The organism is Chryseobacterium sp. ON_d1 (assembly GCF_006829085.1).
Classification (GTDB): Bacteria; Bacteroidota; Bacteroidia; order Flavobacteriales; family Weeksellaceae; genus Chryseobacterium.
In genome coordinates, this window is sequence record NZ_BJTC01000005.1 from 18352 (window position 1) to 43521 (window position 25170).

19 protein-coding genes and 1 tRNA gene are annotated in these 25170 nt (G+C 38.1%); all 20 read left to right on the forward strand.

Annotation, left to right across the window (positions count from 1 at the left end):
• Positions 1-304 precede the first annotated feature (304 nt).
• The 20 genes from tuf (at position 305) to CRS_RS09155 (ending at position 25165) form a co-directional block, all read left to right on the forward strand.
• A complete protein-coding gene (tuf, locus tag CRS_RS09060) occupies positions 305-1492 on the forward strand; it encodes an elongation factor Tu (protein ID WP_034693176.1) in 1188 nt (395 codons plus the stop codon).
• A gap of 65 nt (positions 1493-1557) precedes the next feature.
• Positions 1558-1628 (forward strand) — tRNA-Trp (locus tag CRS_RS09065).
• A 12-nt stretch (positions 1629-1640) separates the two neighbouring features.
• Positions 1641-1847 (forward strand): preprotein translocase subunit SecE, encoded by a 207-nt coding sequence (gene secE, locus CRS_RS09070; protein ID WP_142723722.1) that lies wholly within the window; start codon positions 1641-1643, stop codon positions 1845-1847.
• A 20-nt stretch (positions 1848-1867) separates the two neighbouring features.
• Entirely contained in the window at positions 1868-2410 is a 543-nt protein-coding gene (gene nusG / locus CRS_RS09075) for a transcription termination/antitermination protein NusG (RefSeq protein ID WP_002976412.1), read from the forward strand.
• A gap of 491 nt (positions 2411-2901) precedes the next feature.
• Complete coding sequence (locus CRS_RS09080) at positions 2902-3522, forward strand: hypothetical protein (protein WP_142723723.1); 621 nt, start codon at positions 2902-2904, stop codon at positions 3520-3522.
• A gap of 13 nt (positions 3523-3535) precedes the next feature.
• A complete protein-coding gene (locus CRS_RS09085) occupies positions 3536-4183 on the forward strand; it encodes a hypothetical protein (protein WP_142723724.1) in 648 nt (215 codons plus the stop codon).
• A 6-nt stretch (positions 4184-4189) separates the two neighbouring features.
• On the forward strand, positions 4190-4855 hold the full coding sequence (locus tag CRS_RS09090) for a hypothetical protein (RefSeq protein ID WP_142723725.1): 666 nt from the start codon (positions 4190-4192) through the stop codon (positions 4853-4855).
• A gap of 301 nt (positions 4856-5156) precedes the next feature.
• Positions 5157-5600 (forward strand): 50S ribosomal protein L11, encoded by a 444-nt coding sequence (rplK, locus tag CRS_RS09095; RefSeq protein ID WP_047435399.1) that lies wholly within the window; start codon positions 5157-5159, stop codon positions 5598-5600.
• An 11-nt stretch (positions 5601-5611) separates the two neighbouring features.
• The gene (gene rplA, locus CRS_RS09100) at positions 5612-6304 is read left to right on the forward strand and encodes a 50S ribosomal protein L1 (protein ID WP_142723726.1); all 693 of its coding nucleotides are present in this window, start codon (positions 5612-5614) and stop codon (positions 6302-6304) included.
• A gap of 17 nt (positions 6305-6321) precedes the next feature.
• The gene (gene rplJ, locus CRS_RS09105) at positions 6322-6909 is read left to right on the forward strand and encodes a 50S ribosomal protein L10 (protein WP_062675819.1); all 588 of its coding nucleotides are present in this window, start codon (positions 6322-6324) and stop codon (positions 6907-6909) included.
• Positions 6910-6955: 46 nt separating this feature from the next.
• Positions 6956-7324, forward strand: a complete 369-nt coding sequence (rplL, locus tag CRS_RS09110; RefSeq protein ID WP_142723727.1) for a 50S ribosomal protein L7/L12 — start codon at positions 6956-6958, stop codon at positions 7322-7324.
• A 274-nt stretch (positions 7325-7598) separates the two neighbouring features.
• Entirely contained in the window at positions 7599-8099 is a 501-nt protein-coding gene (locus CRS_RS09115; RefSeq protein ID WP_142723728.1) for a hypothetical protein, read from the forward strand.
• Between the two features lie 124 nt (positions 8100-8223).
• Positions 8224-9357, forward strand: a complete 1134-nt coding sequence (locus tag CRS_RS09120) for a hypothetical protein (protein ID WP_142723729.1) — start codon at positions 8224-8226, stop codon at positions 9355-9357.
• Between the two features lie 35 nt (positions 9358-9392).
• Positions 9393-11987, forward strand: coding sequence for a T9SS type A sorting domain-containing protein (locus CRS_RS09125; RefSeq protein ID WP_142723730.1), 2595 nt, complete (start codon positions 9393-9395; stop codon positions 11985-11987).
• A gap of 441 nt (positions 11988-12428) precedes the next feature.
• A complete protein-coding gene (rpoB, locus tag CRS_RS09130) occupies positions 12429-16250 on the forward strand; it encodes a DNA-directed RNA polymerase subunit beta (protein WP_142723731.1) in 3822 nt (1273 codons plus the stop codon).
• Positions 16251-16372: 122 nt separating this feature from the next.
• Complete coding sequence (gene rpoC, locus CRS_RS09135) at positions 16373-20638, forward strand: DNA-directed RNA polymerase subunit beta' (RefSeq protein WP_142723732.1); 4266 nt, start codon at positions 16373-16375, stop codon at positions 20636-20638.
• Between the two features lie 87 nt (positions 20639-20725).
• Positions 20726-21031 carry a DUF3467 domain-containing protein gene (locus CRS_RS09140; protein WP_002976436.1) on the forward strand — a complete coding sequence of 102 codons (306 nt, stop codon included), beginning with the start codon at positions 20726-20728 and terminating at the stop codon, positions 21029-21031.
• A gap of 255 nt (positions 21032-21286) precedes the next feature.
• On the forward strand, positions 21287-24124 hold the full coding sequence (locus CRS_RS09145; protein WP_142723733.1) for a T9SS type A sorting domain-containing protein: 2838 nt from the start codon (positions 21287-21289) through the stop codon (positions 24122-24124).
• A gap of 3 nt (positions 24125-24127) precedes the next feature.
• Entirely contained in the window at positions 24128-24598 is a 471-nt protein-coding gene (locus CRS_RS09150) for a hypothetical protein (protein WP_142723734.1), read from the forward strand.
• Between the two features lie 15 nt (positions 24599-24613).
• Positions 24614-25165, forward strand: coding sequence for a hypothetical protein (locus CRS_RS09155; RefSeq protein WP_142723735.1), 552 nt, complete (start codon positions 24614-24616; stop codon positions 25163-25165).
• Positions 25166-25170: the final 5 nt, after the last annotated feature.

The following is a 25170-nucleotide window of genomic DNA, read 5'->3' on the forward strand; positions in this document are numbered from 1 at the left end:
ATATTTACGAGAAAATAGGCTTCATGGTTTTTCCTGAATATTTTTTTAAGGAGTATTTTCTGATCAATTTATATAATTCAGAATTAAAGAGATACTTTATAAATTGGTGAAAAGGTAGGACAATGATTTTTTAAATTGAGAAATTTGTGTAAATTTGCAATCTCAATACATTGAAATATAAGGTTTGTACTTCATTTGGATGTGAATATTGAAAGTTTTTTTAATAAAAAGTTTTTGGTATTTAAAAATTCATTATATTTGCACACCGAAAATTTGAAAAACAATAAATAAATAATTTTAAATCATGGCAAAGGAAACGTTTAATCGTAACAAACCACACTTGAACATTGGTACTATTGGTCACGTTGACCATGGTAAAACTACACTTACTGCAGCTATCAGTAGTGTATTAGCTAACAAAGGTCTTGCTGAGAAAAAAGACTTCTCTGCTATTGACTCTGCTCCAGAAGAAAAAGAAAGAGGTATCACTATTAATACAGCTCACATCGAGTACGAAACTGAAAACAGACACTATGCACACGTTGACTGTCCAGGTCACGCTGACTATGTTAAGAACATGGTAACTGGTGCTGCTCAGATGGATGGAGCTATCTTAGTATGTGCTGCAACTGATGGACCAATGCCTCAAACTAGAGAGCACATCCTACTTTGCCGTCAGGTAAACGTACCAAGAATCGTTGTTTTCATGAACAAAGTTGACATGGTGGATGATGCTGAGCTTTTAGAGCTTGTTGAACTTGAACTTAGAGATTTATTATCTACTTACGAATATGACGGAGATAACTCTCCAGTAATCCAAGGATCTGCTCTTGGTGCTCTTAACGGAGACGAGAAGTGGGTTAAGACTGTTGAAGAATTAATGGATGCAGTTGATACTTGGATCGAGCAGCCTGTTAGAGATCAGGATAAGCCATTCTTGATGCCAATCGAAGACGTATTCTCTATTACAGGTAGAGGTACTGTAGCAACTGGTAGAATCGAGGCTGGTGTTATCAACACTGGAGATCCAGTTGATATCGTTGGTATGGGTGATGAAAAATTAACTTCTACTATTACAGGGGTTGAGATGTTCAGAAAAATCCTAGACAGAGGTGAAGCTGGTGATAACGTAGGTCTATTGTTGAGAGGTATTGAAAAAACTGACATCAAGAGAGGTATGGTTATCGCTAAGAAAGATTCAGTTAAGCCACACAAAAAATTCAAAGCTGAGGTTTATATCCTTTCTAAAGAAGAAGGTGGACGTCACACTCCATTCCACAACAAATACCGTCCTCAGTTCTATGTAAGAACTACTGACGTTACAGGTGAGATCTTCTTACCAGAAGGTGTAGAAATGGTAATGCCTGGTGATAACTTAACAATCACTGTTGAATTACTTCAGCCAATCGCTCTTAACGAGGGTCTTAGATTCGCGATCAGAGAAGGTGGTAGAACAGTAGGTGCAGGTCAGGTAACTGAAATCATCGACTAATCCACATCTAAAACAATATAAAAAAGCTTCCGTAAGGAACACTCTTTACGGAGCTTTTTTTAACTACGGGCATCGTCCAATGGTAGGATACCGGTCTCCAAAACCGTTGATCAGGGTTCGAATCCTTGTGCCCGTGCAAATATAAATTATGAGTTCATTTGTCGATTTTTTAAAAGGTTCTTATAACGAATTCAGACATAAAGTTGAATGGCCAAAATGGACTGACCTTCAGTCATCTACCATTGTAGTGACTATTGCGACAGTGATTCTGGCATTATTTACCTTTGGAGTTGATGAATTGTTTTCAAAAGCAATCAGCAACATAATAGGAATGCTAATCAACTTGTTCAATTAATAATTAAGTATTTTCCCATAATGAGCGAATTGAAATGGTATGTGCTGAAAGCTATCAGCGGACAGGAAAATAAAGTGAAAAACTATATTGAGACAGAAATCAAACGTTTAGGGTTTGAGCAGTACGTTACTCAAGTGGTTATTCCTATGGAAAAGGTAATCCAGATTAGAAACGGTAAAAAAGTTCCTAAAGAAAGACCTTATTATCCTGGTTACCTGATGATTGAAGCTGACCTGATGGGAGAGATTCCTCACGTTATCAAAAATATTCCCGGAGTTATTTCTTTCTTAAGTTTAACAAAAGGAGGAGATCCTGTTCCAATGAGAAAATCAGAAGTGAACAGAATGTTGGGAAGAATGGATGAACTTTCTGAATTTGCAAGTGATGTTGAAATTCCTTATGTAGTTGGAGAAAACGTTAAAGTAATCGATGGACCTTTCAACGGATTCAATGGTACGGTTGAGAAGATTCTTGAAGACAAAAAGAAAATTGAAGTTTCAGTATTGATCTTCGGTAGAAAAACTCCAATGGAATTGAGCTACATGCAAGTAGAAAAAGTATAAGTGTAACTTATTTTTATCAAGATATAAAAAGACTGCTGTAAAGCGGTCTTTTTTTGCTTTTATATACAATAGTTTTTTAAATAATTTCTGATTTTACCGGGTAATCACTTTGTTTCTTTTAAATCATAATCGAATATAAAGAATAAATTTCCATTTTTAGGGATTAAGTTTTTTTAAGTTTATTTGTGTTATTCTATTCGTATTATAAATTTTGATATCTGAAGTATGCTTCTATAGTGCGATTTGCTTTAATTTATTTATCCCCATTATGGGATTTTATCTGTTCGTGTTTCCCGAAATGTTTTTCTATGATCTGATGATCTTTCCGATGGCATGCTTCTTGCAACCAAGCTGTTAACTAATCCATAAATTTTTATATTTTTTCTTTTATACACTGATTACAGTTGTAGAAGAATTCTATGTTTATTAACTAAGGAATATAAAAATGCGGATGAGTTAAAAACACAAGTCTTATATAAACACATAACCCAATGACAAAAATTATTTCGCTGATCACTCTGGTGGGAACATCTGTGCTCGCAAATGCTCAGGTTGGTATCAATACTGCGACACCGGAAAAAGAACTTACCGTGAATGGTACTATGAAGACATCCGGAATTGTTTTCAAGCAGCCTATGGAAAAGCTGAAGACAGATGAGAATTACACTTTCATTATCAAATCTCCAGCTCCTGAAAACAAAATTACAGCGTACAATGACTCTTTTGTGCCTAATTCACCGGCACCAATTAACCTTATTCAGTTCAAAATTACCTGTGATCCTGCAGACAAGGATTGGGTCAATCAGTTTGATACAAAAATCAATTCTAAAAAATTTCTGGTGGTAATTTCTTCTTTTGGTTTTACACAGCCTACAAGAACTTTTTCTGGTGACTGGTTTACCCCTGTACCTCAGATTTTTGCATATTCTTCAGGAGGAACATGGAAGCTGAAAGCAGATTATCATGGATTCTCCCCGGATTCATCGCTTCCAACAGGAGTTTGGACACTGAACCTGCTGGTGTTTGACAGATCTTATGCCAAAGATTTCAATACTACACAAAACCTTAATGCTTCAGCAACGGGTGCTGCTGCGGCTCCTTTAATTCAATAAAAACATAAATTGTATGAAAAAAATTATTGCGATACTCTTTACGGGTTTTGCTGCTTTAAGCATAAATGCTCAAGTAGGAATCAATACTAATACTCCAAAAGGAACTCTGGATGTTGAAGGTGAAACATTAGTGGAATCTTATTTAATAGATACTGAAAATACAAAGGCGGGTGGAGATTATCTTCTGCTTACCCGTTCAAAAGACAGCTCACCGGTAGGTAAGGTTAAGCTGCTGGATATATCGCTCCGTAATGTAGCTCCTGTAAATATGTATAATGTTGTATTGAAAAATGTGAGGCAGGATGAAGTTGTGAACCTTAATACGGGATTAGAAGCAGGTAAATATGTAGTGGCTATTACAGGGGCTGTTTTTACGGCAGCGGTTTCTGCAGCGAATACGACGACAAACCCAAAGTCATTTGGCTCTTATTCTACAGAAGTTACACAGGTGACCAGTGGGGGTAAAAGTTATCATGCTATTAATTTAGCTTTTAAAGGTGCCGGAACTGTTTCATCTCAGAACGGAACATGGACGCTGAGTTTGAATGTCTTTGAAAAGTCCTTGGTTAAAGACTGGGGAACTTTTAACGGTTCTGTTTCTGCTTCAGCATCACCTGGTTATTCAGGAGTTTCAACTAATACCCCTCTGGGGCTTCAATAAACAACTATGAAAAGAAAAATTTATATCACAATAATCATGTGTCTGGGAATATTTCTGAATGCCCAGAAAGGAAAAGTAGGGATCAATACAGCAAACCCTGCAGAAACCCTTGACGTTAATGGAAAAACATATACGAATTCTTTATATCTGAGAAATCCGGGTGAACCAACTATGTCGGGAGGTAGCTTCCTGGCAACTTCACAGAATGCCTTGCAATTATATGACCCGGCTTTGGAAAGCAGTGGATTGTTTAATTATCTGAAACTTACTCTTACCGGAGTTCCGGGTACAGGAATTACAGATTATGACACAAAGATAGATGCCAATAATTTCCTTGTTGTACTTCATAACTATTCATTCAAGTTGAATGACGGGACTACCAGCGTAATGCTTGATTATGGTGATAATGGGGTCAATGATAACAAACAGGGATCACCTGACGTTGTTGCGTTCAAAAGCAACGGTACATGGCATATCAGAGCAAGATTTACAGACAGCAGGATTATTGCAACAAGTCCTACTCCCTCAAGAACTTACAATAACTTTACTGTGGACCTGTATCTGATGGCATATAAAAGATTGATCGAAAAGCAAAATATCAACGATATCAATGCCGATCTTGGCGGGAATGACGGTTCTACCCAAACGATTAACAAACCATCAGGTTTTTAAATTTTTTTGCAGTCAAGAATATATGAAACGGCTATTTACAATTTAAATAGCCGTTTTTATTTATTAAGGAGTATTTGATTAAAATTGCTCAAACGTTAAATTTCAAAATACCTTAGAAATTATTTCTGTCAAAAAACTATTTTATAAAACTTTTTAAAAATCAGCAATTTCCATTTGCTATTTCAAAAATATTTTATACTTTTGCAGTCCAAAAAGTAGGTTTATTATAGGTGAGTACAATAACCTGCTGAATAATAAATGCTTCCAAACTCATTAATTATTCAAATTTAAAAAACAAACAATGGCTAAGAAAGTCTTTAAAATGGTAAAGCTTCAGGTGAAAGGTGGCGCAGCTAACCCTTCTCCACCAGTAGGTCCAGCATTGGGTTCTGCAGGTGTGAACATCATGGAGTTTTGTAAGCAATTTAACGGGAGAACCCAAGATAAGCCAGGGCAAGTTTTACCTGTAGTAATTACAGTATACGAGGACAAATCTTTTGAATTCGTTATTAAAACTCCACCTGCAGCAATCCAGTTAATGGATGCGGCTAAAATCAAAGGAGGTTCCGGTGAACCAAACAGAAACAAAGTAGGTTCTGTAACTTGGGAGCAGGTAAAGAAAATCGCTGAAGATAAAATGGCGGATCTTAACTGTTTTACAATGGACTCTGCTCTTTCTATGGTTGCAGGTACTGCTAGATCTATGGGATTAAGAGTAACAGGAACAAAACCAACTAACGCTTAAAACTTAAAGAAATGGCAAAATTAACTAAAAAGCAAAAAGAAGCTTTAAGCAAAGTAGAAAAAGGAAGATTCTATAACCTTGAAGAAGGTTCAGCTCTTGTAAAAGAAGTGAACACTACAAAGTTTGATGCATCTGTAGATATCGCTGTAAGATTAGGAGTAGACCCTAGAAAAGCAAACCAAATGGTAAGAGGTGTTGTATCTCTTCCTCACGGAACTGGAAAAGATGTTAAAGTATTAGCTCTTGTAACTCCGGATAAAGAAGCAGAAGCTAAAGCTGCTGGTGCTGACTATGTAGGTCTTGACGAATATTTACAAAAAATCAAAGAAGGTTGGACAGACGTTGACGTTATCGTTACGATGCCAGCTGTAATGGGTAAATTAGGTCCATTAGGTAGAGTATTAGGTCCAAGAGGATTAATGCCAAACCCTAAATCAGGAACTGTAACAATGGAAATTGGTAAAGCAGTAACTGAAGTTAAAGCAGGTAAAATTGATTTCAAAGTAGATAAGTATGGTATCATCCATGCTGGTATCGGTAAAGTATCTTTCGATGCTGCTAAGATCAAAGAAAATGCTCAGGAATTAATCCAGACATTGATCAAAATGAAACCAACTGCTGCTAAAGGAACTTATGTGAAGAGCATCTATTTGTCTTCTACAATGAGCCCAGGTATTGCAATTGATACTAAATCTGTTAACTAATAATAATCCTTAAGACAATGACAAAAGACCAAAAAGTTGTAGCAATACAAGAGATCAAAGATTTGCTTCAGGATGCAAAAGTAGTATACGTAGCAGATTTAGAAGGTTTGAACGCTGGTAAATCTTCAGATTTCAGAAGACAGGCTTTCAAGCAAAATATCAAAGTGAAAGTGGTAAAAAATACACTTTTACAAAAAGCAATGGAGCAAATTGAAGGAGTAGATTACTCTGAAATGTTCCCATCTTTCAAAGGAAACTCAGCGTTAATGATTGCTGAAACAGCAAACGCTCCTGCGAAATTGATCCAAGGATTCAGAAAGAAAGAAGAAAAGCCAGCTTTAAAGTCTGCTTTTGTTCAGGAAACTTTCTACGTTGGTGACAACAACCTAGATATGTTGGCTAACATCAAGTCTAGAGAAGAAATGATCGGTGAAATCATCGGATTACTTCAGTCTCCAATCCAGAGAGTTGTTTCTGCTCTTCAAAACAAATCTGAAACTGTAGAAGCTCAAGCTGAAGAAGCTGCTCCTGTAGTAGAAGAAACTCCTGCTGCCGAAGCTCCGGAAGCTGCTGCAGAAAGCACTGAAGAAACAAGTGCTGAATAATTACACTCAAAAAATTAAATAAATAATCAACAAAAACATTACAACAATGTCAGATTTAAAAAATTTAGCTGAAACGCTAGTAAACCTAACTGTAAAAGACGTAAACGAATTAGCTGCTATCCTTAAGGATGAGTACGGAATTGAGCCAGCTGCTGCTGCTGTAGTAGTTGCAGGTGGAGCTGCAGGTGAAGCTGCTGAAGAAAAGACTGAATTCGACGTAATTCTTAAGTCTGCAGGTGCTTCTAAATTAGCTATCGTTAAATTAGTAAAAGATTTAACTGGTGCTGGTCTTAAAGAAGCTAAAGATATCGTAGACGGAGCTCCTGCTGCAATTAAGCAAGGTGTTTCTAAAGACGAAGCTGAAGCTCTTAAGAAGCAATTAGAAGAAGCTGGTGCTGAAGTAGAATTGAAATAATTTCAATTTTATTATAAATATAGAAGCCCGGGCAAATTGCCCGGGCTTTTTTTGTTGTTGTAATATCCTGTAAATCTGTACCTTAATCGATAATTGTATTTTAATATGATTAGTTCTTATTTGGTGATATTTTATTATGATTGATTATTTTGTAATTATTGTATGGTTATTTTATTTATTATTTGATTTTATTTTGTTTTGTCATGTTTTTTATTAATAAATATTTTGTTTTATTGAAAAAGTATTATATTTGTATTGAAAAAACACAACATAATTGGATAGAAATTATTTTCTTTCTTATGGTCACAGGATAGCATTTTTATTGCTGCTGGCGGCTGTAGGGAAATTCAACACTAAGTTAATATCTGTAACGATTGGTAAGATAGAACTCCCTCACTGTACAGGTACGAATGATCATCGGTGTTCAAATGATTTTCCGGCTTATCAATGGTCTGGAAATGAAAATGAAAATGATCTTTCAGTTCTGCATTATATGTCTGACGGTCAGAAAACAGACTGCGGATTCTATTGCAACAGCCCGGGATACCACCTTTTATTTTTCTGCAAAACTAATATTTGTATATCTGTTCTTAAAGCATTAAAACTTGGGGTTATACAAAGTAAATGGGCTTACTCATTGTTAAACTATAAATTAAATATTTTTTTGACATCTCAAATGGTCAGAAAATTTTATGTGAACTCTATTCAGCTTATTGATGGTTTTAAGTTTATCATCAAGATTCCCGACAAACCAAGCCATACTTTTATTCTTTAATATTTCTAACAATTTTCAGCGTTTTCTGAAACCAATATCATTTTTCATTTTTTAATCCAAATGAGAACGCTTTAAAATTGTCCTTTCCATTACAACTCAGAAATAAAAAACAAATACATTAGAAATGAAAAACAAATTATTCACATTAGCCCTTTTATCTGCAAGTTTGCCATTAATAGCGCAGGTAGGGATTAATACAGGTCAACCTCAGGCAACATTTGATATCGTAGGATCGCCTTCCAATGCTGCTAAACTTGATGGGCTGATTGCCCCAAGACTCACAGGAGTAGAACTAAAGGCTAAAAATTATACCACTGCCCAAACCGGTGCAATTGTATATGTTACTGTGGCAGAAACCTCACCAGCCGGACAGACTGCAGAGGTCCTCTCGCCTGGTTATTATTATTTTGATGGTATCAAGTGGAGCGGTTTAAGCGGAAGCTGGCGTACGGCAGGAAATACCGGAACAACAGCAACGGCAGCAACATTAGGATCCAATATCAGTACAGGTAATTATCTTGGTACGAATGATGGGCAGAATCTGGTTTTGGCTACTCAGAAGAATGTGAAAGGGATATTGGATGTAAACGGTACTTTACAGGGAGGAAATTCTAATTCGGCATCAGGGGCTTACGCCTCATTTACATGGGGATCGAATAATGTACTTACCAACAGTTCATCTTCCAATATTGCACTGGGAAAAGATAATACAGTATCTGCACAGGGAAATTTCCCGGCTGTAGCTATAGGATTGGGAAACACAGCGAATAATGGTGCCAAGATAATAGGAAATAACAATACTGCTACCGGACCCAATAACTTAGTGTTCGGAAATCTTAACACAGTAACAGGTCTGACAGGGCTTACAGTTGGGAATAATCATATAAATAGCGGAGGAATTGCCATTGGAAGCGGAAATACAACATCGTTGAATAATATCGCTGTTGGTTCTGCTAATACGGCCAATGGAACAGAAGCGTTCGCAATAGGCTTCTCAGGTCAGGCAGCAGCAGGTCAGATGGTTTACGCTAATAAAGAACATGTTTTCTTTAATAAGAATAACGGAACAGATACAATAGTAGGAATTAATATGATTCCTACTGCAGCGACCTCTACAGGTGCGGCAGTTCAGATGAAAGGAATTGCTTCAGCAGCTAATTCGTCATGCACTGCTGCTGAAGAAGGTGCCATCCGATATAATGCAACAATTAAGGCCCATGAAGGCTGTAACGGAAGTAACTGGAAAGCCTTGTACTAGTCGAAAGAAAAACACAAACCTTAAAAAAATAAAAAATGACCAGAAAATTATTCGAAAAGTTAGCTGCGATGCTCATGACATTGATGATGTCTGCGGTATTATTTGCGCAGCAGGGCTATGAGCCGATCCGAGGGATGGGCGTAGAGGCAAAACCTGTCAACAACTCAGGGATTTGTCTTGCATGTTATAACGGGAGTATGAATCCTGTAGTGGATGCCAGTCTTGACAACAGCGTAAGCATGGGGAATTTCGCTTCACTTTTAAGCGGAAACGGAATCTCTGTAAAAAATAAAAATACAACATATCCGGCGGGATATATTACAGGGTTCAACGTAGACCTCGGAACAAGCTTTATTACAGTTGATCTGTTAAGCTCTTTGAGAATCAGTACTTATAAAAATGGTGTACTTCAGGAGACCACTACAAGCAGTACACTTTTATCGGTTCCTGCATTTGGAGGAAGTAAAAACAGGATATTTCTGCACTTTAAAACATCAAAAGAATTTGATGAAGTAAGACTGTATCAGACGAATGTTCTTTCTGTTTTCAGTGCAATGAACGTGTACTATGCATTTGCATTTGATCCTGCAAAAGTACCTGCGGATAATAATGGTATTTGCGATGATATTATTGCGGGTAGCGGAGTGGACGGGAATGTTTCCGGAAGCAGCAGTTTTCTGGCGCCGCTTTCCTATGTTCAGAATAAAGAGAGAATTGGCGATGGTGATAAAAACTCTTATGGTTCCATTGTTCTTCCAGTAGGATTACTGGGCTCTTATTCAGTGGGAGTTCTTGATAAGAATCAGGTGTATCCTGCAGGAAACAAGGCTGGTTTTGTGATAGAACCAGATGACCAGGGAAAACTGCTGAGTGCTGAATTTTTGAAAAATATTACCATAGAAACTTATCTTTTCGGGCAGCTTCAGGATTCAAAACAGCTTTCTGATGGCGGAGGACTGATCAATATTAAAGTACTCGGATATGGTTCAGGAAAACAGAAAGTAGCACTGACTACGACTAAACCTTTCAACGAGGTGAGATTAAAAGTCACTCAAACATTAGGGTTTAATTTAGGAGCCTTAAAAGTGTATTATGCTTTTGAGGAACCTGTTACCTGTGAATGTGATGATAAAATTCAGACCAGTGGTTCTGCTGTTCCCGGAAATTTGGTGACAGGAACTAACTGGACATCAGGCCCTGGATTTCTCGGACTTATTCTGGCTAAAATGACCAGCCCGGAGGCTATCGTGGATAATAACCCATCCAATTATGCAACTGCTACTGTTCCTGCTGCATCTGTTTTGAGTCTTTTCTCAGCATTTGCAACAGTAAGCAGCAATGCTGTACTTCCTGTCAACACAGTGGCTGGGTTCACCGTGGAAAAAGCAGGAAATCTCCTAGGAGTAAGCGTTCTGGAAAATATTACTGTGACATTATACAACGGAAATACATTGACGGATACTTTTACAAGTTCAGGAAGTCTTATCAGTGGGAATTTCTTTACTGCAAGCTCCAATAAATTCTATGTGGGAGGAAAGGCGACAAAACCTTTTAACCGCATGAAGATTACTTTCAACAGTGGGACGGCAATTCGAATCCCTCAGAACTATTATATCTACAATGCTTTTGCAAGCAGGGATGATGATAATGATGGTGTTCCAAATTGTTTCGACCAATGTAACGGAGGTGATGACAACATAGATAATAACGGAAATGGAATTCCTGACTGTGCCGAAGGATGTACAGCTGTCAATGACAAGTCGCCTCTATTGGATACGGACGGTGATGGTATCGTAGATGCCTGTGATCTGGATTCTGATAATGACGGAATCCCTGATGCTGTAGAAGATTTTGATAAAAACGGCAAGTTTCAGGATGATGATAATGAAGGAGATATTCTTTTAACACCTGTGCTTGGTGATTCAGTTCCGAATTACCTTGATCTTGATTCCGATAATGACGGTATTTTAGATTTATTCGAATCCGGAATTCCTGCCTCTGTAATTAATCAGATTGATGCGGACCATAATGGAGTGATCGATGCCAATGTTCCGGTAGGTAAAAACGGAATCGCAGACATTCTTGAAACATCACCTGACTCAGGAGTATTGAAGTATCCGGTCAAAAATACAGATGGAGATGATAAGCCGGATTTTCTGGATATAACTTCCAATGGTTCAGAACTTGACCTTTATCAGATCGGAAAAGGAAATCTTGATACTTTAGGTGGCGGATTCATTTCTACTATCGATGATAAAGATAAAGATGGTATCCAGGCAGTTGTAGATACAGATCCTGTAAAGAGGGGATCTCCAAATTCTCCGCTTTCGCCTTATGCTTCACTGCTGAAAGCTTCCAATGTTGCTGCAAAAATCACTGCAACGGAAATCACCGATACTGTGCATGATATAAAAATATATCCGAACCCGGTAAAAGCGGGGGATAATATTAGAATTACATCAGCAGAAGAAGGGATTTACACGCTGTTCTCCGCACAGGGACAGGTGGTTAAAACAGATCAGTTGAATGCCCATACAGGGATTGATACATCTTCGCTTCCTACAGGAGTATATATTATCAAAATAGAAACTAAATCAAAAATAAAATCTTATAAGGTTATTGTGAAATAATCATAAGATTAGCTTGTGTTGTGGAGGGGTTGCTCATATCTGGGCAGCCTCTCTTATTTTAAGAGCCTCAAAATGAGATGATTTATTTGTTTTTGTGGATAACTTTTTGTATCTTTGCCCCTCTTTTGGCGCGAAAAATTGTTTGTAAATTTATAAAATACTGAAAATCAGCTCTTTCATTGTGTAAAGCATGAAGGGGATTTCTTGTTTGTAAATACAGCAGTATTACTGCCTCAAAAGTAAGGAAAATATTTTGCATTACGCTGTGAAAAGATATACCAGTGTTGCAGTTAGAAAGAGCCAAGTACAAAGTTGAAAGCGCCTAAGGTCTTTCGTGAGCGCCAAAAACACTTTTACCTTTTACTTTTGCCTTGTTTCTTTGTTCTTTTCTGATATTTTTTAATGAATCAAAATATTTTTTAACCCTTTCTTAAAAGTTTTATGAGTAAAACAAAATCAACAACTCAGGGAAATCCGAGAATTAACTTCTCGTCAGCGAAAGGAAAAATCATTACTCCAGACTTCTTGGATATCCAAATCGAGTCTTTTAAAGAATTTTTCCAGCTTGATACACTTCCTGAAGCCAGAAAGACAGAAGGTCTTTACAAGACTTTCCAGGAAAATTTCCCTATTACGGATTCCAGAAACCAATTCGTATTGGAATTCTTAGATTATCTGGTAGATTCTCCACGTTATTCAATCGATGAGTGTGTGGAAAGAGGTCTGACTTATTCAGTTCCTCTAAAAGCAAGACTTAAATTGTATTGTACAGACCCTGAACACGAAGACTTCCAGACAGTAGTTCAGGATGTTTATTTAGGTCCGGTTCCTTACATGACGCCAAGTGGTTCTTTCATTATCAATGGTGCTGAAAGAGTTATTGTTACGCAGCTTCACCGTTCACCAGGTGTATTCTTCGGGCAGACATACCACGCAAACGGAACCAAATTATACTATTCAAGAATTATCCCTTTCAAAGGATCTTGGATGGAATTTACAACTGATATCAACAGCGTAATGTACGCGTATATCGACCGTAAGAAAAAGTTACCATTAACAACTTTATTAAGAGCGATCGGTTATGAATCTGATAAGGATATCCTTCAGATCTTCGACCTTGCTGAAGAAGTGAAAGTTTCTAAAGCTGCCCTTAAAAAAGTAGAAGGGAGAACATTGGCTGCGAGAGTATTGAACACCTGGTTCGAAGATTTCGTAGACGAAGATACAGGGGAGGTAGTTTCTATTGAAAGAAACGAAATCATCCTGGATAGAGAAACAATCCTTGAAAAAGAACATTTAGATCTTATCCTGGATGCTGGTGTGAAATCAATCCTGATTCACAAAGAAAACAGCAATGAATTCTCTATCATCCAGAATACATTACAAAAAGACCCTACCAACTCTGAAAAAGAAGCGGTAGAGTATATTTATCGTCAGTTAAGAAACGCAGATCCGCCAGATGAGGAGACAGCAAGAGGAATCATTGAAAAATTATTCTTCTCTGAGCAGAGATACTCTTTAGGTGAAGTTGGACGTTACAGATTGAACAAAAAATTAGGTCTTAACATTCCTACAACCACTGAGGTTCTTACAAAAGAAGATATCATTGCTATCGTAAGACACCTTATCGAACTGGTAAACTCTAAAGCTGAGGTGGATGATATTGACCACTTATCAAACAGAAGAATTAAAACTGTTGGTGAGCAATTGGCAGGGCAGTTCGGAGTAGGTCTTTCAAGAATTGCAAGAACAATCAAGGAAAGAATGAACGTTAGAGATAACGAAATCTTTACTCCGCTTGATCTTGTAAATGCGAAAACATTGACATCTGTAATTAACTCATTCTTCGGTACCAACCAGCTTTCTCAGTTCATGGACCAAACCAACCCATTATCAGAGATTACTCACAAGAGAAGATTATCTGCACTAGGGCCTGGTGGTTTATCAAGAGAAAGAGCAGGTTTCGAGGTTCGAGACGTTCACCATACCCACTACGGAAGAATCTGTCCGATTGAAACTCCGGAAGGACCAAACATCGGTTTGATTTCATCTTTGGGTATTTATGCAAAAATCAACAACTTAGGTTTCATTGAAACTCCATATAGAAAAGTAGAAGGAGGTAAGATCGATCTTAATGCTGATCCTATTTACTTAAATGCAGAAGATGAAGAAGCTAAAGTAATTGCTCAGGCAAACGTTGAATTGAGCGATAATGGTGATTTCGAAACAGACAGGATTATTGCAAGATTGGATGGTGACTATCCGGTAGTAGAACCTAGCCAGGTAGACCTTATCGACGTAGCACCAAACCAGATTTCCGGTATTTCCGCTTCATTGATTCCGTTCCTGGAACATGATGATGCGAACCGTGCATTGATGGGATCCAACATGATGCGTCAGGCCGTTCCTCTATTGAAGCCACAGGCTCCGATTGTTGGTACAGGGCTTGAGCAGCAAGTTGCAAGAGATTCAAGAATTTTAATTAACGCTGAAGGTACAGGTACAGTACAGTACGTAGATGCTGACAGAATTGTAATTAAATATGAAAGAAGTGAGGACGAGGATTTAGTACAATTCGAGTCTGCTACTAAAACATACAACCTTACGAAGTTCAGAAAAACCAACCAGAGTACAACCATTACCCTAAGACCAAACGTAAGAGTAGGTGATGTAGTGGAAAAAGGACAGGTGCTTTGCGACGGTTATGCTACTGAAAAAGGAGAATTGGCTCTTGGTAGAAACTTAGTGGTAGCGTTCATGCCTTGGAAAGGGTATAACTTCGAGGATGCAATCGTAATCAACGAAAAAGTGGTTCGTGAAGACTGGTTTACTTCAATTCACGTAGATGAATACTCTCTTGAGGTTCGTGATACCAAATTAGGTATGGAAGAGCTGACAGCAGATATTCCAAACGTATCTGAAGAAGCTACCAAAGATCTTGATGAGAACGGTATGATCAGAATTGGTGCTGAAGTGAAGCCTGGAGATATCATGATTGGTAAAATCACTCCAAAAGGTGAATCTGACCCGACTCCTGAAGAGAAACTTCTTAGAGCAATCTTCGGTGATAAAGCCGGTGATGTGAAAGATGCATCATTGAAAGCTGACTCTTCCTTAAGAGGGGTGGTAATCAACAAGAAATTGTTCTCCAGAAACATTAAAGACAAAAAGAAAAGAACTGAAGAAAAACTTAAACTTGAAGAAATTGAAAACACTTACAAGGCTAAGTTTGACGAGTTGAGAAATACTTTAATTGAAAAATTAAATACACTGGTAAGCGGTAAAACTTCTCAGGGGGTACAAAATGACCTTGACGAAGAGATTATCGGTAAAGGGGTAAAATTCACTCACAAGTTATTAACTTCAGTTGAAGATTATGTAAACGTTAGCGGTTCAGACTGGACAGTAGACGCTGACAAGAATGAATTGATCAAACAGTTGATTCACAATTACAAAATCAAATATAATGACATCCAGGGAGTTAAAAACCGTGAGAAATTTGCAATTTCAATCGGAGATGAGCTTCCGGCAGGTATTATGAAGCTGGCTAAAGTTTACATCGCTAAGAAACGTAAACTGAATGTAGGGGATAAGATGGCAGGACGTCACGGTAACAAAGGTATCGTTTCAAGAATCGTTCGTGAAGAAGATATGCCATTCCTTGAAGACGGAACACCAGTAGATATCGTATTGAATCCACTAGGGGTACCTTCCCGTATGAACATCGGTCAGATCTATGAAACTGTACTTGGATGGGCTGGTCAGAAGCTGGGTATGAAGTTCGCAACGCCGATCTTTGACGGAGCTAGCCTTGATCAGATCACTGAATATACAGACAAAGCTGGTCTTCCTAGATTTGGTAACACACACCTTTATGATGGTGGTACCGGAGAAAGGTTTACTCAGCCGGCTACAGTGGGTGTAATCTACATGCTGAAGTTAGGACACATGGTTGATGATAAGATGCACGCACGTTCTATCGGTCCTTACTCATTGATTACTCAACAGCCGTTAGGAGGTAAAGCTCAGTTCGGAGGTCAGAGATTCGGAGAGATGGAGGTTTGGGCACTTGAAGCATTCGGTGCATCTAATATCCTGAGAGAAATCCTGACTGTGAAGTCGGATGACGTGATTGGTAGAGCAAAAACTTATGAAGCTATTGCGAAAGGTGAATCTATGCCTGAACCAGGTATTCCGGAATCATTCAACGTATTACTTCACGAGTTACAGGGTCTTGGATTAGACGTAAGATTGGAGGAGTAAGATATCAGATGTCAGACACAAGATGTCAGACTGTGACACTCTAAGAATTTTATAATCCTTGAATTTGGAATGATGATTTCGTCTGAAATCTGAAATCTGAAATCTAAAATCTAAAAAAAATTATGTCAAATAAAAATAAATCAAGTAGATTTAATAAAATAACCATCGGTTTAGCATCACCGGAGTCTATTTTGCAAGACTCAAGAGGGGAGGTTTTAAAGCCGGAAACTATTAACTACAGAACTCACAAGCCTGAAAGAGACGGGTTATTCTGTGAGAAAATATTTGGTCCTGTAAAGGATTACGAATGTGCTTGTGGTAAATACAAGAGAATTCGTTACAAAGGGATCGTTTGTGACCGTTGTGGAGTAGAAGTTACTGAGAAAAAAGTAAGAAGAGAGAGAATCGGGCACATCAACCTTGTAGTTCCAATTGCACACATCTGGTATTTCCGTTCATTACCAAACAAAATCGGATACCTTTTAGGGATTCCTTCTAAGAAATTAGATATGATCATCTACTACGAAAGATATGTAGTGATCCAGCAGGGTATTGCTAAGAAATTAGACGGTTCTGATTTTGAAAATATGGAATTCCTTACAGAAGAAGAGTACCTTGATATCATGGAAACTCTTCCTGTAGAAAACCAGTATCTTGATGATTCTGATCCAAACAAATTCATCGCCAGAATGGGGGCTGAAGCTGTTGAAGATCTGTTAAAAAGAATCGATCTTGATGCATTGTCTTTCGACCTGAGACACAAAGCTCACAACGAAGGTTCAAAACAAAGAAGAACTGAAGCTCTTAAGAGATTGAACGTTGTAGAAGCATTGAGAGGCGCTAATACAAGAATGATCAACAGACCGGAGTGGATGATTATGCGTGTACTTCCTGTTATTCCACCAGAACTAAGACCATTGGTTCCATTGGATGGAGGGCGTTTCGCAACTTCTGACCTGAACGACCTTTACAGAAGAGTTATCATCAGAAATAACCGTTTGAAGAGATTATTGGAGATCAAAGCTCCTGAAGTAATCTTGAGAAACGAGAAGCGTATGCTTCAGGAATCAGTAGATTCATTGTTCGATAACACAAGAAAATCTTCTGCCGTAAAATCTGAATCAAACAGACCATTGAAATCACTTTCTGATTCATTGAAAGGTAAGCAAGGTCGTTTCCGTCAGAACCTACTAGGGAAAAGGGTTGACTACTCAGCACGTTCGGTAATTGTTGTAGGTCCAAACTTACAGCTTCACGAGTGTGGTATTCCTAAAGATATGGCAGCTGAGCTTTACAAACCATTTATCATTAGAAAACTTATTGAAAGAGGTATTGTAAAAACAGTAAAATCTGCTAAGAGAATTATCGACAGAAAAGAACCGGTAGTTTATGATATCCTTGAAAACGTGATGAAAGGTCACCCGGTACTATTGAACAGGGCACCTACTCTTCACAGGCTGGGTATTCAGGCTTTCCAACCTAAGATGATCGAAGGTAAGGCAATCCAGCTACACCCGTTAGTAACTACGGCCTTCAACGCCGATTTCGATGGTGACCAGATGGCGGTACACTTACCGTTAGGACCAGAAGCGATCCTTGAAGCACAGTTATTGATGTTAGGTTCTCAAAACATCCTGAACCCTGCAAACGGTTCTCCAATTACAGTACCGTCTCAGGACATGGTTCTTGGTCTTTATTTCATGACTAAAGAATTAAGTTCTACTGAGACTATGAAAGTAAAAGGAGAAGGACTTGCATTCTATTCTCCTGAAGAAGCGGAAATTGCTTACGCTGAAGGTAGAGTATCTTTAAATGCTAAGGTAAGATGTAGACTGCCAATTAAAGAAGACGGACAAATCGTAACAAGACTGATCGAAACTTCTGTAGGTAGAATCCTATTCAACCAGATTGTACCTAAACAGGTAGGATATATCAATGAACTTCTTACCAAGAAATCATTGAGAAACGTAATCGGTAAGATCCTTGCTGATACAGATTTCCCTACAACGGTGAAGTTCCTGGATGCAATGAAAGACTTAGGATATTCAAACGCATTCAAAGGAGGTCTTTCTTTCTCACTTGGGGATATCGTTGTTCCTGTTGAGAAAAAGCAGATGATTGCACAATCAATTGAAGCTGTAGACGAAATTAGAGCTAACTATAACATGGGTCTGATTACCGATACAGAACGTTATAATCAGGTAATCGATGTTTGGACAAATACCAACGCCGGATTAACTGAAATGATCATGAGCAGAATGAAAACTGACCAAGGTGGTTTCAACTCTGTATATATGATGCTTGACTCTGGAGCGAGGGGTTCTAAAGAACAGATCCGTCAGTTATCAGGGATGAGAGGTTTGATGGCAAAACCGCAGAAAGCCGGTTCTACCGGAGCGGAGATCATCGAAAACCCGATCCTTGCCAACTTTAAGGAAGGTCTTTCGATTCTAGAGTACTTTATCTCTACCCACGGTGCTCGTAAAGGTCTTGCGGATACCGCTCTTAAGACAGCCGATGCCGGTTACTTAACGAGAAGACTGGTAGACGTTGCACAGGACGTTATCGTTACAGAAGATGACTGTGGAACACTAAGAGGTACAGAAGTTACTGCACTTAAGAAAAATGACGAGATTGTTGAAAGAATCTCTGAAAGAATCTTAGGTAGAGTATCTCTTCATAATATCTATGATCCGGAAACAGATGAGCTTATTGCAAGTGCTGATCAGGTGATCATTGAAGAATTAGCGAAGAAAATCGAAGAAGCAGGTCTGGAAGCTGTGGAAGTTCGTTCTCCGTTAACTTGTGAGGCTAAGAAAGGTATCTGTGCAAAATGTTACGGTAGAAACTTAGCAACAGGTAAAGTAATTCATATGGGTGAAGCGGTAGGTGTAATTGCAGCACAGTCGATTGGGGAACCAGGTACTCAGCTTACGTTGAGAACTTTCCACCAGGGAGGTACTGCAGGAAACGTATCAGAAAACCCATCTATCGTTGCAAGAAGAGATGGTATCGTTGAAATGGATGAAGTAAGAACAATTACTTCTGAAGATGAAAACGGTAATACTGCTGAAGTTGTGGTTTCACGTTCAACAGAATTCAGATTAGTTGCTGACAATGAGTCAAGAACTCCATTGATGGTGGCTAACGTACCTTACGGATCTATATTATCTGTAAAACCAGGTGATAAAGTGAAGAAAGGAGATGTGATCTGTAGATGGGATCCATATAACGCGGTTATCATTGCTGAAACTTCAGGTAAAGTAGAATACGAGGATATTATCCAGGGTATTTCATTCCAGCTTGAAATTGACGAACAGACAGGATTTGAAGAGAAAGTAATCTCTGAATCCAGAAATAAGAAAGCTGTACCTACCTTAAAAGTGGTAGACTCTAAAGGAGTTGAGCAAAAAGCATACAACTTACCGGTAGGAGCCCACTTGATGGTTAATGATGGTGAGAAAATTAAGGCGGGTAAAGTCTTGATCAAAATCCCAAGAAAATCTGCAAAAGCAGGGGATATCACCGGAGGTCTTCCGAGAGTTACCGAATTATTCGAAGCGAGAAACCCTTCAAACCCAGCGGTGGTTACTGAAATCGACGGGGTAGTTTCTTACGGAAAAATCAAGAGAGGTAACCGTGAACTTATTGTTGAGGCTAAAACGGGAGAAAGAAAAATTTACTTAGTAAAACTTTCCAACCAGATTCTTGTTCAGGAGAATGACTTCGTAAGAGCAGGTTCTCCGCTTTCTGACGGTTCTATCACACCGGAAGATATCTTAAGAATTAAAGGTCCAACAGCCGTTCAGGAATATCTGGTAAATGAGATTCAGGAAGTTTACCGTCTACAAGGAGTGAAAATCGACGATAAACACTTCGAAATTATCGTAAGACAGATGATGACGAAAGTATCTATCGTAGATGGAGGTGATACTCAGTTCCTTGAAGGAGCTCTTGAGCACAAGTATGATTTCTTGGAAGAAAACAACAGAGTATTCGGTCTTAAAGTAGTAGTAGATGCTGGTGATTCTAAAGAATTCAAACCAGGTCAGATGATTACGGCAAGAGAATTAAGAGATGAAAACTCTAAGTTGAAGCGTGAAGATTTAGCATTGGTAGAAGTAAGAGAAGCTCTTCCTGCTACAGCTACTCCTGTACTGCAAGGTATTACAAGAGCGGCACTTCAGACGAAGTCATTCATGTCAGCAGCATCATTCCAGGAAACAACTAAAGTTCTTAACGAAGCAGCAGTTGCTGGTAAGATAGACGATCTTAACGGTCTTAAAGAAAATGTAATTGTAGGACACAGAATTCCTGCAGGTACAGGTCTTAAAGAGTATCAGAACGTTATTGTAGGTTCGAAGAAAGAATTCGAGGACCTTAACTAAAATTAATGATTTGAAATTTGGGATTTGAAATTATTTTTATATTTTCACAATCTCAAATTTCGAATTTTAAAAACATAATTTATAACAATGGACAACAATCAAAATCCACAAGACGGAAACATCAACATCGAATTAAACGAAATGGTAGCTGCTGGTATCTATGCTAATCTGGCTTTAGTAAACCACTCTCCATCTGAATTTGTAGTAGACTTTATTCAGTTGATGCCAGGTGTTCAGCAGGCGAAAGTAAGATCAAGAGTAATTCTTGCTCCTCTTCACGCTAAGAGAGTATTAAATGCTCTTCAACAGAACATCGCTAACTACGAGCAGCAGTTCGGAGAAATCAAAGAAGTTGAGCCTTTCGTATTAGGAGGGAACAACGTACAAGCGTAAGATTTCTTTTACAATAAAATAAAAAATGCCCTGGTTCTGCCGGGGCATTTTTTTATTCACAAACAATTCACTCATTCGTTCCTTTTTTTATTTTTTTTCATATTTCACAATTTTATTTTGAAAATATGTCAATTAAATATGAATAATTTAATTTGTGATATTTTTGTTAATTCTCATTATAAATTATTGATAATTGATCTAAATTAATTAAAAAATATCATATTGCTTGATTAAATTTGTAAAAAATTGAATGGAATGAAACTTTACCCTATTGCGGCAGTCTTACTCTGTATGAATGTGTATGCACAAAAGCAGAATACCCTTAAGGACAGTCAGAAACACCTGCAGGAGCTGTATGCTAAATATGAGAAAGATCTTAAAAAAGCTCATAAAAATGCAAAAGCGGCAGGAATACCTCCTAATTTATACAATGAGGAGGATTATAAGAGAACAATGGATCCTGTTACAGGGAGAACCAATTTCGAAGGGCTTGTAAAAGTAAATCAGGATATCGTAACAGGTAAATATAAGGCTAAGACCCAGATGTCTTTTATTTCCAGCCATAATGCTTCTTCTGCGGCCAGCAAAATAATCAATGAACCTTGGATTGAAAGGGGACCTTACAGTGTAGGAGGAAGAACAAGAGCAATCATGTACGATCCGAATGACCCTACGGGCAAGAGAGTTTTTGCAGGGAGTGTTTCAGGAGGACTTTGGGTAAACCAGGATCCTTCTGTATCAACTAATGAGTGGCAGCCATTAAGTACATTCTGGGCAAATACTTCCGTTTCAAGTATTACTTATGATCCAAACAACCCACAAGTTTTGTATGTAGGAACAGGAGAAGCTCCAACTGCTGATGCAGTAGGATCGGGAATATGGAAATCAACGGATGCTGGTGTAACATGGACCCAGATTTTCACCATTCCGGTTACTTATTCTTCATCCGGAGTAAGAAACGGTAACTTTTATATTAATGATATCAAAGTAAGAAATAATAATGGAGTTTCTGAAGTCTATGCAGGAGTAAGCGGTTCGTACGTTGGGATTTCCTTTAATGACGGATGGCAGGGGCTAAGCCAGGCTGGGCTGTATAAATCTACAGACGGAGGTACAACATTTACGAAAAATAACAGCTTGCTTGCTCTGAATACCACTACAGGTACTACCAGTACCACCGGATATTCCATTCAGCAGATAGAAATAGGAGCAGATAATGCAGTATGGGTTTCAACCAGATCTTCAAGATTTTCAAATATAGATTCTGGAGGCAGAATTTTCAAATCCACAGATGGAAATACCTTCAACCAGGTCTATAATGTTGGAAGCAGCGGTTCGAGAGTTAACTTTACTCTTTCCAGAACAGATGCCAATAAAATATATGCATTCATGCAGGGGGCATCTTCTTCAGAGCCGATCAGAATTGCAAAATCTACGGATGGCGGAACAACATGGCAGGCAACAAATGATGCTGCACCTGTTTTAGCACTTCCTACAGCAACGGATACCAGTATTCCTGCGAATGATTTTACAAGAGGACAGTCATTTTATGACCTGATTATTGCAACAGATCCTTTAGATGACAATACCCTGTATATTGGTGGTATCGATCTGTATAAATCTGTCAATGGCGGAGCGAACTGGACGCAGATCTCAAAGTGGTCCAATAACAATAATATGGCGGCTTTACAGGTCTCTCAGGTACACGCTGATCAACACGAAATCGTTTTCAATCCTTATAATAATTATGCGACAGGACAAATGATGTTTGGAAATGACGGAGGAATTTATTATGCTGCCAACAAAGCAAATATCGGTGCTGTTGGTGGTCTTTCTGCAAGAAATACCCGATATAATGTAACGCAGTTTTATTCTGCCATGCTGAATCCGACAAAAACGCCAGCTGATGAAGAATTATTGGCAGGTGCACAGGATAATGGCTCATGGTGGCTGTATGGAGCACCACAGGCTAATAATTTTCTGACTTCCCAATCTGCTACAGGGGGTGACGGAATGTATACTGAATATGATGATCAGGATAATTATGAAATTGCAAGTTATGTATACAATAGCCATTATTTATTAACGAACAATACGTATTATCTGATAAGCAGTGCCAACAGAAATGCCGGACATTTTGTAAACGAAATTGCTTTGGACAGAAACAACGATGTCTTCTATTCTTACCGTTCAGGACTTACGCTTTTCAGAACTAGTGGGTTATCTGCAACGGCAACATCTTTTACCAATAATGTGGTTACTGTAGGAACTGCACAATCCGGAGAGCAGATTTCATGGATGAAAGTATCCCCCTATACTACAGCATCTACAACACTTTTTGTAGGAACCAATCTTGGGAGAATCTTTAAAGTAACAAATGCCAATACCACAGCATATACGGCCACTTTGCTAACATCACCGGTAACAGGAACTGTTTCTGACATAGAATTTGGAGCCAGCGAAAATGAAATTATTGTAACCTTCTCGAATTATAACCTTACCAGTGTTTTCTATTCTACAGATGGCGGAACAACATGGCAGAACAAAGAAGGAAATCTTCCTGACATGCCGGTAAGAACGGTACTCAGAAATCCGGACAATTCAAATGAAGTGCTGGTAGGAACAGAAATGGGAGTTTGGGGAACCACCAATTTCCTTGCGACAACACCTGAATGGGCATCAGTAACAGGGAATATAGGAAATGTAAGAATTACCAATTTAGATTACAGACCTGCTACCAAAACAGTATTGGTTTCCACTTACGGCAGAGGTGCATGGACAACTCAGAATACAGTAACTCCTTTGTCAACAACGGAAACCAAATCCAAAAAGAATATGAATCTTATATATCCGAATCCTTCAAAAGGGATTTCCCATTTGAGATTTGATACTGCCAAATACAGCAGTGTGGATATAAGCATTGTGGATGGCTCAGGAAGATTGGTATACAGTAAGAAAAATGTGAAGTCTGATGAAGAGTTCGGCCAAAAACTTGTACCTGGAAATTATATTTTGAAAGCCGAGTCTAAAGGTGAAATCGTATATAGTGGTAACTTCCTGGTATTAGGACGTACAGGTGGTGATGATGATTAGAAAATGAATAATCAATTGTATTTAATATTATTTTGGATGCTGGCTTCCTGCGGGATGCCGGTATCCTCTTTATATCAGGATAAGACAGTATCCGTTATCTCTGCTGAAAAAAAAGAATGGATAGGAGGAAGAGCCGGAGTAAAGGGAGTCATATATACTGTTAAATTGAAGAAAAAAAATAAAAGCAGCAGCATCACGGTTAAATCCTTAAAAGCAGAAGGAAATACAATTCCGTTTGTACAAAATAATATAGACAGTACAATAATAATAAGTGGCAATCTTCCCCATGAAAATGATGATATAAAGACTGCTGATCAAATGCCGGCAGGAGCTCCCATAGATAATCCTGTTCCTCAAAAATTAAATCCAAAAGATAATTGGATAGAGTATACTGTAAAAGGATCACAGATATTGCATAGAATAGGTTTTCAAAAATTTGTATCTGTAGAGTCATCTGAAGAGCCTGCGCCATAAAATCTATTTCATTCTTTGAACAAAAAACTACTTTTTATCTTTCTCTGTATTCCGGTTATCATATTATTCAGCAATGTGATGTATTCTGTTATTTCCCACGTAAAGAGCGCGCTTTATGAAAAGACCCAATGCAGTATTGCCCACAGTAATTTCAGAAAATCAGAAACGGTCTGTTTTACGGAAAAAGATCTCACGGAAGCAGAATGGAAAGAAGATAAAGAATTTACGCTTCATGGTTTTTCCTATGATATCATTAAAGTAAGCACTGTCAATGGGAAGAAATATTTTTTCTGCTATATTGATAAAAAAGATATTATCATCAATTCTTTATTAGACTTTTCGAAAAAATTCACTTTTAAAAAAACATGTTTAAAACTGCAGATTGATCTTCCCGGACACAATAAAGGTCTGTTTAAGACACCAGGCTCCACCGCTATTCTTGAAAAAAAAGAATTCCGTTTTTTTTCAAATCAGTTTTTAGAAACAATTTCTTTACACTATAACCAACTGGAAAACACGCATTATTTAACCATTATTATTCCTCCACCGGAGACTGCCTTATGCTAAAGTGA